This window comes from Methylobacterium fujisawaense, assembly GCF_039619325.1.
Lineage (GTDB): Bacteria > Pseudomonadota > Alphaproteobacteria > Rhizobiales > Beijerinckiaceae > Methylobacterium > Methylobacterium fujisawaense.
The window spans coordinates 502,049-515,726 of sequence record NZ_CP155000.1 but is presented as its reverse complement, the minus strand read 5'-3'; the positions used below and the strand labels follow the sequence as shown (position 1 = coordinate 515,726).

The 13,678-nt window shown below is 72.8% G+C and carries 12 protein-coding genes; 6 read left to right on the top strand and 6 right to left on the bottom strand.

Going from position 1 to position 13,678, the window contains the following annotated elements; genetic code table 11:
- Window positions 1-68 precede the first annotated feature (68 nt).
- Window positions 69-491, top strand: coding sequence for an RNA polymerase sigma factor region1.1 domain-containing protein (locus ABC766_RS02495; protein ID WP_345821012.1), 423 nt, complete (start codon window positions 69-71; stop codon window positions 489-491).
- A 79-nt stretch (window positions 492-570) separates the two neighbouring features.
- Window positions 571-960 carry a phage holin family protein gene (locus ABC766_RS02490; protein ID WP_345821011.1) on the top strand — a complete coding sequence of 130 codons (390 nt, stop codon included), beginning with the start codon at window positions 571-573 and terminating at the stop codon, window positions 958-960.
- 228 nt (window positions 961-1,188) lie between these two features.
- On the opposite strand, the gene ABC766_RS02485 is transcribed toward ABC766_RS02490, so the two are convergent.
- From ABC766_RS02485 to ABC766_RS02475, 3 genes are all read right to left on the bottom strand, one after another.
- Window positions 1,189-2,952, bottom strand: coding sequence for a sensor histidine kinase (locus ABC766_RS02485; protein ID WP_345821009.1), 1,764 nt, complete (start codon window positions 2,950-2,952; stop codon window positions 1,189-1,191).
- Window positions 2,953-2,958: 6 nt separating this feature from the next.
- Window positions 2,959-5,820: a PAS domain S-box protein gene (locus tag ABC766_RS02480; protein WP_345821006.1), complete on the bottom strand. Its 2,862-nt coding sequence runs from the start codon at window positions 5,818-5,820 to the stop codon at window positions 2,959-2,961.
- 153 nt (window positions 5,821-5,973) lie between these two features.
- Complete coding sequence (locus ABC766_RS02475) at window positions 5,974-6,192, bottom strand: hypothetical protein (RefSeq protein ID WP_043356299.1); 219 nt, start codon at window positions 6,190-6,192, stop codon at window positions 5,974-5,976.
- Between the two features lie 222 nt (window positions 6,193-6,414).
- Here ABC766_RS02475 and ABC766_RS02470 point away from each other — a divergent pair, with 222 nt between their 5' ends.
- Genes ABC766_RS02470 through ABC766_RS02460 form a run of 3 tightly spaced genes read left to right on the top strand, consistent with a single transcriptional unit; the run spans window position 6,415 to window position 10,176 of the window.
- Window positions 6,415-7,659: an MFS transporter gene (locus ABC766_RS02470; RefSeq protein ID WP_043382488.1), complete on the top strand. Its 1,245-nt coding sequence runs from the start codon at window positions 6,415-6,417 to the stop codon at window positions 7,657-7,659.
- Window positions 7,656-8,414 carry a siderophore-iron reductase FhuF gene (fhuF, locus tag ABC766_RS02465; RefSeq protein WP_345821004.1) on the top strand — a complete coding sequence of 253 codons (759 nt, stop codon included), beginning with the start codon at window positions 7,656-7,658 and terminating at the stop codon, window positions 8,412-8,414. The genes ABC766_RS02470 and fhuF overlap by 4 nt, the downstream gene beginning before the upstream one ends.
- 13 nt (window positions 8,415-8,427) lie before the next feature.
- Window positions 8,428-10,176, top strand: coding sequence for an ABC transporter ATP-binding protein (locus ABC766_RS02460; protein WP_345821003.1), 1,749 nt, complete (start codon window positions 8,428-8,430; stop codon window positions 10,174-10,176).
- 42 nt (window positions 10,177-10,218) lie between these two features.
- Here ABC766_RS02460 and ABC766_RS02455 read toward each other — a convergent pair whose 3' ends face one another.
- A complete protein-coding gene (locus tag ABC766_RS02455) occupies window positions 10,219-11,283 on the bottom strand; it encodes a LacI family DNA-binding transcriptional regulator (RefSeq protein ID WP_345821002.1) in 1,065 nt (354 codons plus the stop codon).
- A 564-nt stretch (window positions 11,284-11,847) separates the two neighbouring features.
- Entirely contained in the window at window positions 11,848-12,054 is a 207-nt protein-coding gene (locus ABC766_RS02450) for a hypothetical protein (RefSeq protein WP_043382414.1), read from the bottom strand.
- A 238-nt stretch (window positions 12,055-12,292) separates the two neighbouring features.
- On the opposite strand from ABC766_RS02450, the gene ABC766_RS02445 reads away from it, so the two are divergent.
- Entirely contained in the window at window positions 12,293-12,514 is a 222-nt protein-coding gene (locus tag ABC766_RS02445; RefSeq protein WP_043382412.1) for a DUF6894 family protein, read from the top strand.
- A 292-nt stretch (window positions 12,515-12,806) separates the two neighbouring features.
- On the opposite strand, the gene ABC766_RS02440 is transcribed toward ABC766_RS02445, so the two are convergent.
- Window positions 12,807-13,670 (bottom strand): SMP-30/gluconolactonase/LRE family protein, encoded by an 864-nt coding sequence (locus ABC766_RS02440; RefSeq protein WP_345821000.1) that lies wholly within the window; start codon window positions 13,668-13,670, stop codon window positions 12,807-12,809.
- Window positions 13,671-13,678: the final 8 nt, after the last annotated feature.

Below are 13,678 nucleotides of genomic sequence, written 5' to 3'. Positions count from 1 at the left end.
CGGGTAACCGGGGCCGCCCGGGCGCGTTTCGCGATAGACCATCGGGTCGCGGCCGGGGAGGGCGGGGCATGACGCAGGGTCTGGATCGCGGCACGCTCGACCGGCTGATCGCCCTCGGCCGGAGCCGGGGCGCCATCACGGCCGACGATCTGCGCACCGCGCTGCCCGTCGAGCGCATGGATGTCGATGCCCTGGTTCTGGTGATGCTGGAGCTGGAGGCGGCGGGCGTGAGCGTCGAGCCCGAGGCCGTCGCCCCCCCGGCCAACCGGCCGGTCTCGACCGCGGTGGAACTCCCGGCACCGAAGCCCGGCACGCCGCCGGACCGGGCAACGGAGGCAGGATACGGCGCCGCCGCCTTCGCGGCGCCCAGATCCGCTGCAGCGGCCCCGCCGGAGCCGATCCCGGACGACCGGGCCGATGCCAGCCGGGCGGTCATCCTGGCCGGCCTCGCGACCGTGCTGATCCTCGGCGCGGTGCTCCTGATGCTGTGAGCGTCGGGGGCGGAACGCTTCGGCCCGCGGCCCCGTTGGCCCGGGACGGCCGGAAACGGCCCCGAGGATTATCGTATCCATGCGTCAGACCCCGGACGGAACCCTCGCCCTGCTGATTGCGGCCTTGCGCGAGGGGACCGCGCACGTGGAGGCGCTGCTGACGCTGGCGCGGACGGAGATCGACGGCAACATCCGGGCGATCGTATCGCTGGTCGCCATCATCGGCACGATCCCGGTGCTCCTGATCGTCACCTTCTTCCTCGGCCTCGACGCCGTGGTGAAGCTGCTGGCGGTGCCGTTCGGCGCGGAGGCGCCGGCCGCGCTGCTCGTCGCCGCGCCGTTCCTGGCCGTCGCGCTCGGCCTCGGCTGGATGGGCGTGCGCCGGATGGCGCTCTCGAACCTGGAACCCTGGCGGACATGGCGGCAGGTGAAGCGGGACGTCCAGGAGGTTACACGCATCGGCACCTGATCCCGGGACCGAAAGGTCGTTTTCCGTCAGGTGGCTATGCCCGTTCGTTCACGTGTGACGCGAGCGGCCCGGCGCTTCGCCGGCAGAGGGGCTGCTTCGTCGTTCCGCATCCTGTCCAAGCGAGCCGGCCCATCGCGCCCGGCTGAGCCGGATGTGCTGAACCGATCAATCAGAATGTCGCCTCAACGCCCTGTCGCATCGGGACAATCTTGCTGAACCCCGTGGGCTCTAGCCCGTCGGTGCCAGCATCGTGCCGAGCCCCGGATCCAGCGGCACGTCGATCCGGCACTGGAGGCCTTGGGGCTCAAAGGCGAGATCGACCGTGCCGGCGAGTTCGCGCCGCACGCCGCCGGCGATCAGCCGCGTCCCGAAGCCGACCCGGGTCGGCGGCTGCACCGGCGGGCCGCCGCTCTCCTCCCAGCGGAACCGCAGATGTCGCGCGCCCGGCGCGAGCGACCACGTCACCCGGACGCGGCCCTCGCGGACCGAGAGGGCGCCGTACTTGGCGGCATTGGTGGTCAGTTCGTGGATGGTCATGCCGAGCGCGAGCACCTCGCGGGGGCTCAGCGAGACGTCCGGACCGTCCAGGCGGATCTGGTCGCCGCCGGTCCGGTAGGGGCTGAGTTCGTTCTCCAGCACCTCGCGCAGGGACGCACCGCTCCAGTCCTCGCGGGTCAGGAGGTCGTGGGTCTTCGACAGGGCCAGGATCCGCGCCTCCAGGACGTCCGCTGAGCCGCGGGACTGGCGGGCGAGGGCCTGGACGGTCGCCAGGGTGTTCTTCACCCGGTGGTTCAGTTCGTGCAGCATCGTGCCCTGCTGCGCCTGCAGGGCGCGCCCGTTCTGGATCTCCGCGTGCAGCGCGGCGGTGCTGCGCTGGAGGGTGCCGGCCATGGCGTCGAGCTTGCTGCCGAGGCGTTCGAACTCCGTGGCGCCGCGCAGGCCGGTGCGGGCGGCGAGATCACCGGCCTGCCAAGCCGCCGCGATGTGCAGGAGCCGCTCGACCGGACGGCGGATGAAGAGCCGCCCGGCCACGAGGGCCGCGGCCAGCGCCAGCGCCGCCCCGAGCGCGATCAGCACCAGCCCGCGGCGCGTGGCGGCGTCAATATCCGCGAAGGCGGCGGCATGGTCGCGCCCGACCACGACGCGCACCCCCGCCAGCGGGCCGTCCGGCGTTGCGGCCGCGATGATCCGCAGGCGGCCGTCGAGCCCCTCGGCGACGCGGACTTCGCTGCCCTGGATCTCCCGCATGGCGCGCTGGTCGGGCGGGATCGGCTTGCCGATCCAGGCGGCCTCGTCCGGACGGCGGGCGATGATCAGGCCGTCGCGGTCCGTGACGGTGATCGCCGTCTCCGCTTGATGGAGCGTCTGTTCCAGATGATCGGAGAGCCAGTCGAGGTCGACGGCGGCGAGGAGGACGCCGGTGGGGGCCGCCGCCGCGTCGCCGGCATGGACGGCCCGGGCGAAGTGGATCGAGGGCCGCCGCGTCTGGAGTCCGACCGCGTAGCCGCCCACCGCGTAGCCGCCCGTCTCCAGGGCGCGGCGGTGATAGGCGCGGTCGCGGCTCGTGTAGGAACCCGCCGGGGAGCCGGCACTGTCGCAGAGCACGGCGCCTTCGGGATCGGTGAGGGCGATCAGCAGCACGTGCGGCAGCCGGGCGGCGGCGCGCCGCAGGTAGGCGGTGCAGGCCGCCGGGTCGCGGGTCTGCACGGAGGCATCCCCGGAGATCAGGTCGAGGGCCTGCTGCATCCGCTCGGAAATCTGCGCGAAATCCTCCGCGACGTCCCGCGCGATGGCGCGGGCCTCGGCCCGCACGGCCGCGTCGCGGCTCGCCCGCAGGGCGACCTCGTTGTAGCCCTGGATCGCCAGCGCCGGGGCGAGGGCGAGCAGGACGAGCAGCAGGATGCGGGTCGTCAGCGACAGAGGCAGCGAGAGAGGCGGCGGCGGCGGTAGCGACGGCGGCGGCGCGGCGGGGCGTGGGACGCGGAGCGGCATCGGCGGTCAGTCGCGACCGGCGATCATCGCCCGCACCCGGGCGGCCAGCACCTCCACGGAGAACGGCTTGGTGATCATCTGCATCCCCGGTTCCAGGTGACCGGTGCCGAAGGTCGCGTTCTCGGCATAGCCCGTGATGAACAGGACCTTCAGGTCCGGCCGGTGCGGGCGGGCCGCCTCCACCATCTGTCGGCCATCGAGGCCGCCGGGTAGGCCGACATCGCTGATCAGAAGGTCGATCCGGCCCGGTCCCCGCAGCAGGGCGAGCCCCGCCCGGGCGTCCGCGGCCCGGACCGCGGTGTAGCCGAGGTCGGCCAGCACCTCGACGATCAGGTCCCGTACCACCGGCTCATCCTCCACCACCAGCACGGTCTCGCCGCGCGCCGCCCGGTGCAGCACCGTGCGATCCGAGGCCACGGATTCGGGCTCCGCGACGCCGCGGTGGCGCGGCAGATAGAGCGTGACGGCGGTGCCGCGCCCCGGCTCCGACTCGATCCGGACGTGTCCCTCGGACTGCCGGGTGAAGCCGTAGATCATCGACAGGCCGAGGCCGGTGCCCTGGCCCAGCGGCTTGGTCGTGAAGAACGGATCGAAGGCCCGGGCGGCGACCTCCGGGCTCATGCCCGTCCCGGTATCGCTGACGCGGATGCTCACGTAGGAGCCCGCCCTCGCGCCGGCCTCCAGCCTTGCGTCGGCGTCGCCCAGGCGGGCGTTTCCGGTCTCGATCACGAGGCGGCCGCCCTCCGGCATCGCGTCCCGGGCGTTGATGGCGAGGTTGAGGACCGCGTTCTCGAGCTGGTGCGGGTCGCACAGGGTCAGCCACAGGTCGGCCGCCGTGACCAGGGCGAGTTCCACCCGCTCGCCCAGGGTGCGGCGCAGGAGCTCCTCCATGCCGGCGATCAGCGGGTTGGCGGCGGTCGGCTGCGGCGCCAGGGGCTGGCGCCGGGCGAAGGCGAGCAGCCGGTGGGTCAGGGCCGCCGCCCGGTTGGCCGATGCCATGGCGGCGCCGGCATAGCGCTCGATCGCGTCGAACCGCCCCTGCCGGATGCGGGTCTGCATCAGCTCGAGGGAGCCGATGATGCCGGTGAGCAGGTTGTTGAAGTCGTGGGCGATGCCGCCGGTGAGCTGACCGATCGCCTCCATCTTCTGCGCCTGCAGGAGCTGTTCCTCGGCGCGGCGCTGCTCGGTCAGGTCCCGCCCGACGATGTAGAACAGCCCGGCCCCGGGCTCGGGCACCGCGGTCCACATCACGACCCGGCGGTCGCCCGCGCGGGTGAGGACGCGGTCGACGAAGCCCGTCACCCTCTCGCCGGCGGCGAGCCGCCCGACCACCGCGGCGGCCTCGGCATGGTCGTCCGGATCGATGAACGTCGCGAACGGGCGTCCGAGGAGCTCGGCCTCGGTCCAGCCGAGCATGCGCGCCCAGGCCGGGTTGACGCTCTTGAGGAAGCCGTCGAGCCCCGCCGTGCCCATCAGGTCGTTGGTGGTCTCCCACAACCGGTCGCGCTCGCGGGTGCGCTGCGTGACCTCGGAGAGCAGCGCCGCCTCGACCTCCTTGCGGTCGGTGATGTCCTGGACGAACACGTGGAAGCCGTCGACCGCCCCGCCGGCATCGCGCCGGGGCAGATAGCGGATCTCGGCATCCCGGTGGCGCCCGTCCGCGTGGGGCCACGCCGCCTCGAACAGGACGGCCTCGCCGGCGAGCGCGCGCTCGATGTAGGTGCGCCGCAACTCGGCATTCGCCGGAGTCAGGAGCGCACGCACGTCGCGGCCGACGATCTCGGAGGCCGGGCGGAAGAACCAGTCCTGATAGGCCGCATTGGCGAAACGGTAGATGTAGTCCCGGCCGATGAAGGCGATCAGCACCGGCAGCGCATCGGTGATGAGGCGCAGCTCGCGCTCGTTGGCCTCGGCGCGCCCCTCCGCGGCCTTGTGGTCGGTGATGTCGCGCACCGCGCCGACGAACCGGACCGCACGCCCCGCGCCGTCCCGCTCGAACGCGCCGCGCCAGGCGATCCAGCGCTCCGCGCCGGTATCGGCCCGCCGGATCCGGTAGGCGACGTCCCGCGCGGCGCGGCCGGCCGCGCGGTCGGCCCGCCGGGCGATCAGGCCGGCATCGTCCGGGCTGACGAGGCTGGTGATGACGTCGACGGGGAGCCGGTCCTGCTCGGGCAGCCCGTAAAGGCGAAAGAAGTTCGGCGTCCCGTGGACGGTGTCGCTGGCGATGTCGATGGTGAAGACGCCGACGCCGCCGGCCTCCTGGGCCCGGCGCAGGCGGCCCTCGGAGGCGCGCAGAGCCGCCTCGGCCCGGGCCTGCGCGCCGATCTCGGTATTGACCCCGAACCAGCGCGCCACCCGTCCGGTGGCGTCCCGCAGGGGCACGATCCGGGTGAGGAAGGGCCGGAACACGCCGTCGGCGCCCCGCAGGGGGAAGACCATCTCGAACGGTTCGCCGGTGGCGATCGCGGCGGCCCAGACCGCCTTGACCCGCGGCAGCGCGGCGGGGTCGTGGACAGCCTGCCAGCCCCAGCCCGCCATCGCCTCCTGGGTGGTGCCGCAATAGTCGAGCCAGCGGCGGTTGTACCAGAACAGGTAGCCGTCGCTGCGGGCGAGCCAGCACAGGATCGGCAGGTGGTCGGCGAGGTTGCGGAACTCGGCATCGTCGAGCCGTGCCGGGTCGGGATCGGGCAGGGTCGCGTCGATCCGCGCGGGCGCGCGCCAGAAGGCGCGGCCGAAGGCGGTCTCGTCCGCCGGTGCGACCGCGGCGTCGGTCTCCGCCCGGGCGGCAAGGGCGGCACGCAGGCCTTCGACCTCGTCCGCGAGCGCACGGTTGCGCTGCCGGAGATCCGCGACCTCGTCCACACTCATGAATCGCCGCCGGATCGGGCGGACGCGATCGACACGCGCGCGCAGGCGGATTCGAGAGCGGGATGCGGTGCCATACCGGCGTTTTTGCAGAACCGGCCGGCCCTTGCCAGTGCGCCGCGGGATCCGGGCGCCGGAAGCGTGGGCGGGATCGCCTCAGCGCCCGCGGGGGCGGCCGGCCTGCGGGCGCAGGTACAGGAAGCTGCGCTCGCCGGTAGCGGCTTCGGCCACGTGCTGGATCGTGTCGAGCAAGTCGGCCACGGCCTGCGGCGCGGCCGGACGGAACCCCGCCTTCGGCTCGACCCAGCGCTTCTGCGTGCGTCCCGCGGCGATCTGAGCTTCGCTCAGCGCGTCGAAATCCCGGCGTCGGGTCATGGTTCTGCCCTCCGCCTGGGATTCTGTCGGCGGTATGGTTGACGAAAGGTTAACGCAGGATCCGCTCTCCGCGAGGGGACAGCGCGCCGCATCTGCCGACCGGCTTGATCCAAGACCCGGCCCCCTCTAAACAACAAAAACTGAGGTAAATCAATAGATTAGTGTGATTATAAACTGCAGCCCCCGGGACGGCGCGGGACTCAGACCAGCGTGTGGGCCGCGGTGACCGGATCCGCCGGCCCCGCCATCGGCACCCGGGTCGTCGACGCCCTGGCCGGGCTGCGGCCGCTGGCGCCGTTCTTCTGCCTGTACGTGACCTTCGGGGCCACGCTCGGCTTCCTGTCCGGCGGGGCGCCGCTGATCCTGCGGGCCCGGGGCGTGGAGCTGGCCGAGGTCGGCCTGCTGCAACTGATCAACCTGCCGGTTGGGCTGACCTTCCTGTGGGCGCCCGTCCTCGACCGGCTGCGCCTGCCGTTCCTCAGCCATCGGATCGGCTGGATCGTGGTCGCGCAGGCCGCTTCGGTGCTCCTGCTGGTCGCCCTGAGCTTCGGCGAGACCTGGCCGCTCCCGGCGCTGCTCGCCCTGGCGATCGCCGCCTGCGCCTGCGTGGCGACCATGGACATCGCCCTCGAGGCGCTGGTGGTCGAGACCGTCCCGGCGGACGAGCGGGCCTACGTGGCCTCGGCCAAGCTGTGCGGGGCCTCCCTGGGCGGGATCCTGGGGGTCGGCGTGCTGGTCGGCTCCTACGACAGCCTGGGCTGGCACGGGGCGGTCCTGGCCTGCGCGGCGCTCGACGCCCTCTGCCTGCTGCCGATCCTCGGCTACGGGGAGGCGCGCCTGCGCGGGGCCGGGCCAAGCCTGGAGCGCGGGTCGGGCGCGCTGGCGCGTCTGCGCCGCCTGGCCGGACGGGTGCTCGTCCTCGGAGCCTATTTCGCCGCCTCCTATCTCGTCGCCGGGCCCAACACGCTGGCGCTCCTCGATCTCGGCGTGTCGCTCGGGCAGGTCGGATCGCTCACCGGCACCGTCCTGCCGGCCGTGAACCTGGTGATGGCCCTGGCGGCGGGGGGCTTGGCCGCGCGGTTCGGCACGGTCCGGCTGATCGCCGCGGGCGCCCTCGGCGTCCTGGCCTCAGGGGGCCTGATGGCCGTCGCCTGCGCCGGCCGGATGGCGGATCTCGGAATCGCCGCCACGGTGCTCAGCTTCGTCGCGGGCGGCTTCCTGGGCGTGCCGGTCTTCAACATGATCTACCGGTGGGCCCAGGGGCCGAGGCCCGCCACCGATTACGCGCTGCTGTTCGGGGCCGCCTTCTTCGCCGCCATGCCCCTGCGGGTCGCCGCTCCGGCGCTCGCCGGCTGGGTCGGCTGGCCGGGCTACTTCGCCGCCAGCCTGCCGCTCTACGCCGCCGCGGTGGCGTGGCTCGCCGTCGCGGTGGGCCGGACCCTGCGGGCCGACGGGGTGGCGCGATGATCGCCGAGGTCGCCGCGCAGATACCCGACTCGCTCGCGGCCTATCGGGACGGCGTCGCGGACGGTCCCGGCGGCCCGGAGGCGGTGCCCCTCGGCGCCCTGCGCGACCCGGACGTGTTCGACGCGACGCTGGCGGCCTTCGGGGCCGGGTTCGGCGCGGAGTTCCAGACCGCGGATCCGCGGATCCGGGTCTCGTACTGGAGCCAGTTCTACCTCGCGGCCCTGGCGACGCCGGCGCTGACGGCCCTGGTCCGCCTCGGCCGGCCGTTGCCGCTCGCCTTCGATGCGATGCGCCTCGAACTCGACGCGGCGGGGCGGCCGTGCCGCTTCCGCCTGCCCGCGGACGGGTCCGGCTGCGCGGCCTGCCCGGCGCCCGGCCTCACCGGGCTGGTGGAGGCGCATCTGCGCCCGTTCGTGGAGCTGTGCCACGCCCGATGTGGCATCGCCCCCCGGATCCTCTGGGGCAACGCGGCGGTGATCCTCGACTACGTCGCCCGGGAACTCGGGACCCCGCTCGGGGATGGGGATGGGGACGGGGCGGGGGCGCTCCCCGCCTGCGCCGCCGCCTGTGACGACGTCGCGGCCTGCCTCGGATGGCGTCCGGGCCCGGGCTGCGCTAGGAGCCCCCTGGCGCAGGCGCTCTGTCCGGGGACGTCGGGGTGCCGGCGGCGGCGCGTCTGCTGCCTGCGCCAGCGCCTGCCGGGGGTGCCGTCCTGCGGCGCGCTCTGCCCCGTCGCGTGCGCCGCCCCACGCTGATCCGAGCCGCGCGATGCTGAAGGCCTTCCTCGCCTATTACCGGCCGTACCGGACGCTGTTCCTGGTCGATTTCGGCTGCGCGGTGCTGTCCGGCCTGCTCGAACTCGGCTTCCCCATCGCCGTGAAGGGCTTCATCGACAGCCTGCTGCCCCGGCAGGATTGGGGCCTGATCCTGCTCGCCGCCGCGGCGCTGGCGCTGGTCTACGTGGCCAATGCCGGCCTGATGGTGGTGGTCACCTACTGGGGCCACGTGCTCGGCATCAACATCGAGACCACCCTGCGGGAACGGGCCTTCGACCACCTGCAGAAGCTCTCCTTCCGCTTCTACGACGGCCAGAAGACCGGCCACCTCGTCGCCCGGGTGACCAAGGACCTGGAGGAGATCGGCGAGGTCGCCCATCACGGGCCCGAGGACCTGTTCATCGCCGTGATGACGCTGCTGGGCGCCTTCGCGCTGATGCTCACGGTGCACGCGCCGCTGGCGCTGATCACGGCGGCGATCCTGCCGCTGATCGCCTTCGTGTCGATCCGCTACGGCGGCCGCATGACCCGCAACTGGCAGGCCCAGTACGGCCGGGTCGGGGCCTTCAATGCGCGGATCGAGGAGAATGTCGGCGGGATGCGGGTCGTGCAGGCCTTCGCCAACGAGCCCCACGAGCGCGCCCTGTTCGCCCGCGACAATGCCCGCTACCGCGACACCAAGCTCGAGGCCTACCGGCTGATGGCAGCGGGCCTGTCGATCAACTACCTGGGCCTGCGCCTCGTGCAGATCGCCGTGCTGCTCGGCGGCGCGGCCTTCGTGGTCTGGGGCGACCTGACGCCCGGCGGCTTCGTGGGCTTCCTGCTCCTCGTCGGGGTGTTCTACCGGCCGCTGGAGAAGATCGGCGCCGTGGTCGAGACCTATCCGAAGGGTGTGGCGGGGTTCCGCCGCTATCAGGAGTTGCTCGCCACCGCGCCCGACATCACCGACCGGCCGGAGGCCCGCGCGGTGGAGTCCCTGCGGGGCGACATCGGCTTCGAGGGGATCGGCTTCGGCTACGGCCCCGGGCGACCGGTCTTCGCCGGCCTCGACCTCGCGGTGACGGCGGGCGAGACGGTGGCGTTCGTGGGCCCCTCGGGGGTCGGCAAGACCACCCTCTGCGCCCTGCTGCCGCGCTTCTACGAGGTCGAGGCGGGCCGGATCACCGTCGACGGGATCGACATCCGCGACATCACCCTCGCGAGCCTGCGCCGGCAGATCGGCATCGTGCAGCAGGACGTGTTCCTGTTCGCCGGCACGATCCGGGAGAACATCGCCTATGGCCGCCTCGACGCCACGGAGGCGGAGATCGACGCCGCCGCCCGGCGCGCCCGGCTCGGCGGGCTGATCGACGGCCTGCCGGAGGGCCTCGACACGGTGGTGGGCGAGCGCGGCGTGCGCCTGTCGGGGGGGCAGAAGCAGCGCATCGCCATCGCGCGGGTCTTCCTCAAGAACCCGCCGATCCTGATCCTCGACGAGGCGACCTCGGCGCTGGACACCGAGACCGAGCGGGAGATCCAGCGGGCGCTCGCCGAACTCGCCCGCGGGCGCACGACCCTGGTGATCGCCCACCGCCTCGCGACCATCCGGGACGCCGACCGCATCGTGGTCCTGGGGGAGGGCGGCGTGGTCGAGGAGGGCCGGCACGCGGCCTTGCTCGCCGCCGGCGGCCCCTACAGCCGCCTGCACGCGGCGCAGTTCGGACTGGGCGACCCCGAGACGGGCATCCTCGCGGCGGAGTGAGGCGCCCATACGGGCCGCGGAACGCCGGCTTCGTTCGGCCTCCTAGGCCTGCGGCCGCGCCGCGGTCGATTCGCGCACGACGAGGCGCGTGGGAAACAGCCGCTGGGCGAGGTCGTCCGGCGCGCGCGTCCCCTCGATCAGCTCGACCAGGGTCGCGAAGGCGAACCGGACCATGTCGAGGGTCGGGACATCGACCGAGGTCAGGCTCGGGACCGAGTAGGCCCCCTGGGTGAGGTTGTCGAAGCCCACGACGCGGATCTCCGCGGGGACCCGCACGCCGCGCTCGTGCAGCGCCTTCAGCGCCCCGAACGCCACCCGATCGCTGGCGGCCACGATGGCATCCGGCCGGTCTCCCGCCCCCGTGTCCGGCCGCTCCAGCAGCGCGCGCGTCGCCCGATAGCCGCCCTCGGACGTGCAGTCGCACGCCACGACGCGGTCGTCGCGCAGCGGCAGCCCCGCCTCCGCGAGCGCGTCCCGGTAGCCGCGGAACCGCTCGGCCCCGGCACGCCACCGCCGACCGTCGCCCGCGCCCGTGAAATAGCAGATGGACCGGCTCCCGGCCTGGATCAGGTGGCGGACGGCGTCGCGGGCCGCGTCGCGCTCGGCCTGCATGGCGTAATGCGTGCCGGGAACGTCGAGGCCGAACACGACGAACGGGAACCGCTTGGCCTGCAGCAGGCCGATCAGCGGGTCGTCCTGGCGGTCGGCGAAGACGACGATGCCGTCGACCCGGGCCTCGCTGACCAGGCTGGCGATCCGGCTCAGGCCGTCCGGGTCGTCGCCGCGGCGACACCGGTGGACCAGGGTATAGCCCTGCTGGTCGGTCACGTACCCGAAGGTCTGCAGGACGAGGCCCTGATCGGCCTCCTCCCTCAGATGGAACGCGGCATCGGCGGGCTGCGCCCCGAGGGAGAACACGCAGGCGATGCTGCGACTGGGCTTCTTGCGCAGGGACCGGGCGGCGAGGCTCGGCACGAAGTCCAGGTCGCGCATGGCCGTCTCGATGGTCTCGCGCGTGGTCCGGGCGACCTTCTCCGGATGGTTCAGGACCAGCGAGACCGTCTGGAAGCTCACGCCGGCCCGTCGGGCGACGTCCTTGATCGTCATCTGGCCCATCGTCACCTCGGGAGCCGGTCTGCCCGGCAGGACGGCGCGCCCGCGCCGGGACGGGCCCGGTGCCGGCTCGTTGGGCCCGCGAATCTAGATCTGTATCGATTGGAGATAAAGCCGCTGGCACGGCAACGAAGACGGGTCGTGTCAGCACTAGACCGGTCGTTTCGGCGTGAAATCCGGTCAATCCCTCAGATTTTCGGCGGCTCCGCCGAGCCGTCCCCGGCCTGGACGGCGCGGTTCGCCAAGCAGGTTTTCCGGGCAGGATCTCCACGCAAGCCCCCAGGCGGAATCGGGGCGTGTCGCGTGGCCTGCCCAATCCACAGGCGTGCCCCCCGCACCCCACCGCGCCGCAGCCGAGGGAAGGGGCGCAAGACGGCCGCCCGACGCGGCCGGCGTCCGACCGCTGTCGCGTCAGCCGGCCCGGGCGCGCAGCCGCTGCATCAGCCTGAGCAGCACGCTACGGATATGGGATCGGAGGCGGGTGGTCTCGGCCATGGGACGCGGTTCGAAGCGCCGGAGCGCGGCGCCTTGAGAAACACGTCCATCGGACGAGCGTTGCTACGCAAAAAGCGGGTTCGCTCCGGCGGCGATGCCCCGGAACCACCGTCCAAGGGTGTAGCGCGAGACCCGCATCGACGCGCGGCCGCGCCCCGTATGATGACTGCGGATCGTCGACAGAACGTTCTTGATATGCGCCCGCAGCGTGGCTTTGCGGAGCGCGGCTTTCTCGGCGCGCGCGTTGGGCGGATCGGCGGAGGTCGACATGTCAGGGGTCCCGACTCCAAGAGCGCCACCTCAGCAAGCCATCGGACATCGGCGGCGGCGTGCCTGGTTCTTATAATCGATAATTCAATCGAGACTGGGCCGCCTTCGCACAGATACAGGCAAATCCGCGTTTTAAATGCATTAAGGTTTATCCGATCAAAGACCGGTCCCAGTCGTATTCCGGACTACGTAGAGAGATCAGGACGACCGCCGGAGGGCGGCAGCAGGGGGGAGGTCGGTGTCCGAACGCTTCTACTTCGACGTCGAGAGCGGCGAGGAAACGATCCGCGACGAGGAAGGCGTCGAGGTCGGCAGCCTGGACGAGGCCCTGGCCGAGGCACGCAGCGTGATCGCCGAGATGGCCGATGAGGTCTGCGCGGCCGATCCCGGCCGCTCCTGGAGCCTGGTGGTGCGCGACACCGCCGGGCGGCCCATCCGCCGGCTTCCGATTCGGCGGTAGCGCCGTGTCGGCGACATCCGACAAGGAGCCCGCCGCGGCAGGGCCGGGCGGGCTGAAGGTGATCTCGTCTCGGAGAAGTGGCGAGCGTAGAGACCGGCCGGGGACCGCGCATCCCCCATCCGGATGAGGCGGCCACACGATCCTGCGAGGATTGCGTCGAGGCCCGCGCGGACGCGGATCGGGCCGCCGCACGGATCGCGTCGGCCGCCCGGGACAACCCGGCCGCCATCAGGCCCCGCCGTCCGGGGACGCTACAGCCACAGGGAAAGGCCTTCCACGGCCGCCGGGCCGGTCAGCCCCCGAAGGCGCGGGGCGGCAGGCCGGTCACGCCGACATCGAGTTCGAACAGGGCCCCCGCCGCCGGCACGTGCTCGGCGCCCCGGGCGGCCGAGGTGACGAACAGGCGGTCGAGCCCTTCTCCCGCGAAGGCGCAGCTCGTGATGTTGGGGGCGGGCAGTGGGATCGCCCGCATCAGTCGCCCCTCGGAATCCACGCGGCTGAGCCGGCCGCCGCCCCAATGGGCGATCCAGAGGCAGCCCTCGGAATCCGTGGTCATCCCGTCGGGCCAGCCCCAGGCCTCCGGAAAGCGCAGGAAGGCGCGCTTGCCCGTCAGCGTGCCGTCCGCGGCGAGGTCGAAGGCGTAGACCGTCCGGGCGGCGCTGTCGCTGTGATAGAGGATCCGGCCATCGCGGCTGAAGGTCGGCCCGTTGGCGACGCCGTAGCTCGTGTCCATCCGCCGCCAAGTCAGGTCGGGATCGAGCCGGTGGAGGGATCCCGAAGCCGCGGTCTCGGCCTGGTGCATGCTCCCGGCCCAGATCCGGCCGGCGCCGTCGACCTTGGCATCGTTCAGGCGGTTGTCGGGCTCGTCGGGCTCCGGATCGCCGATCGGCGTGATCCGGTCGGCTTCGAGGTCGTAGATCGCGAACCCGCTCTTCAGCCCGACGATGAAGTCGCGCCGGCCGGCGCGGGGGATGATCCAGCCCAGCGGCTCCGGGAACGGATGCGTGCCGGTCTCGCCGCGGGCGAGGTCGAGCCAGTTCAGGGCCGGGGCCTCGATGTCGACCCAGAACAGCAAGCCCCGCTCCGGAACCCAGATCGGGCCTTCGCCGAGCCGGTCGCGCCGGGGCCGGTCCAGGATGCGGATCCGCGGGTCCATGGCAGAGC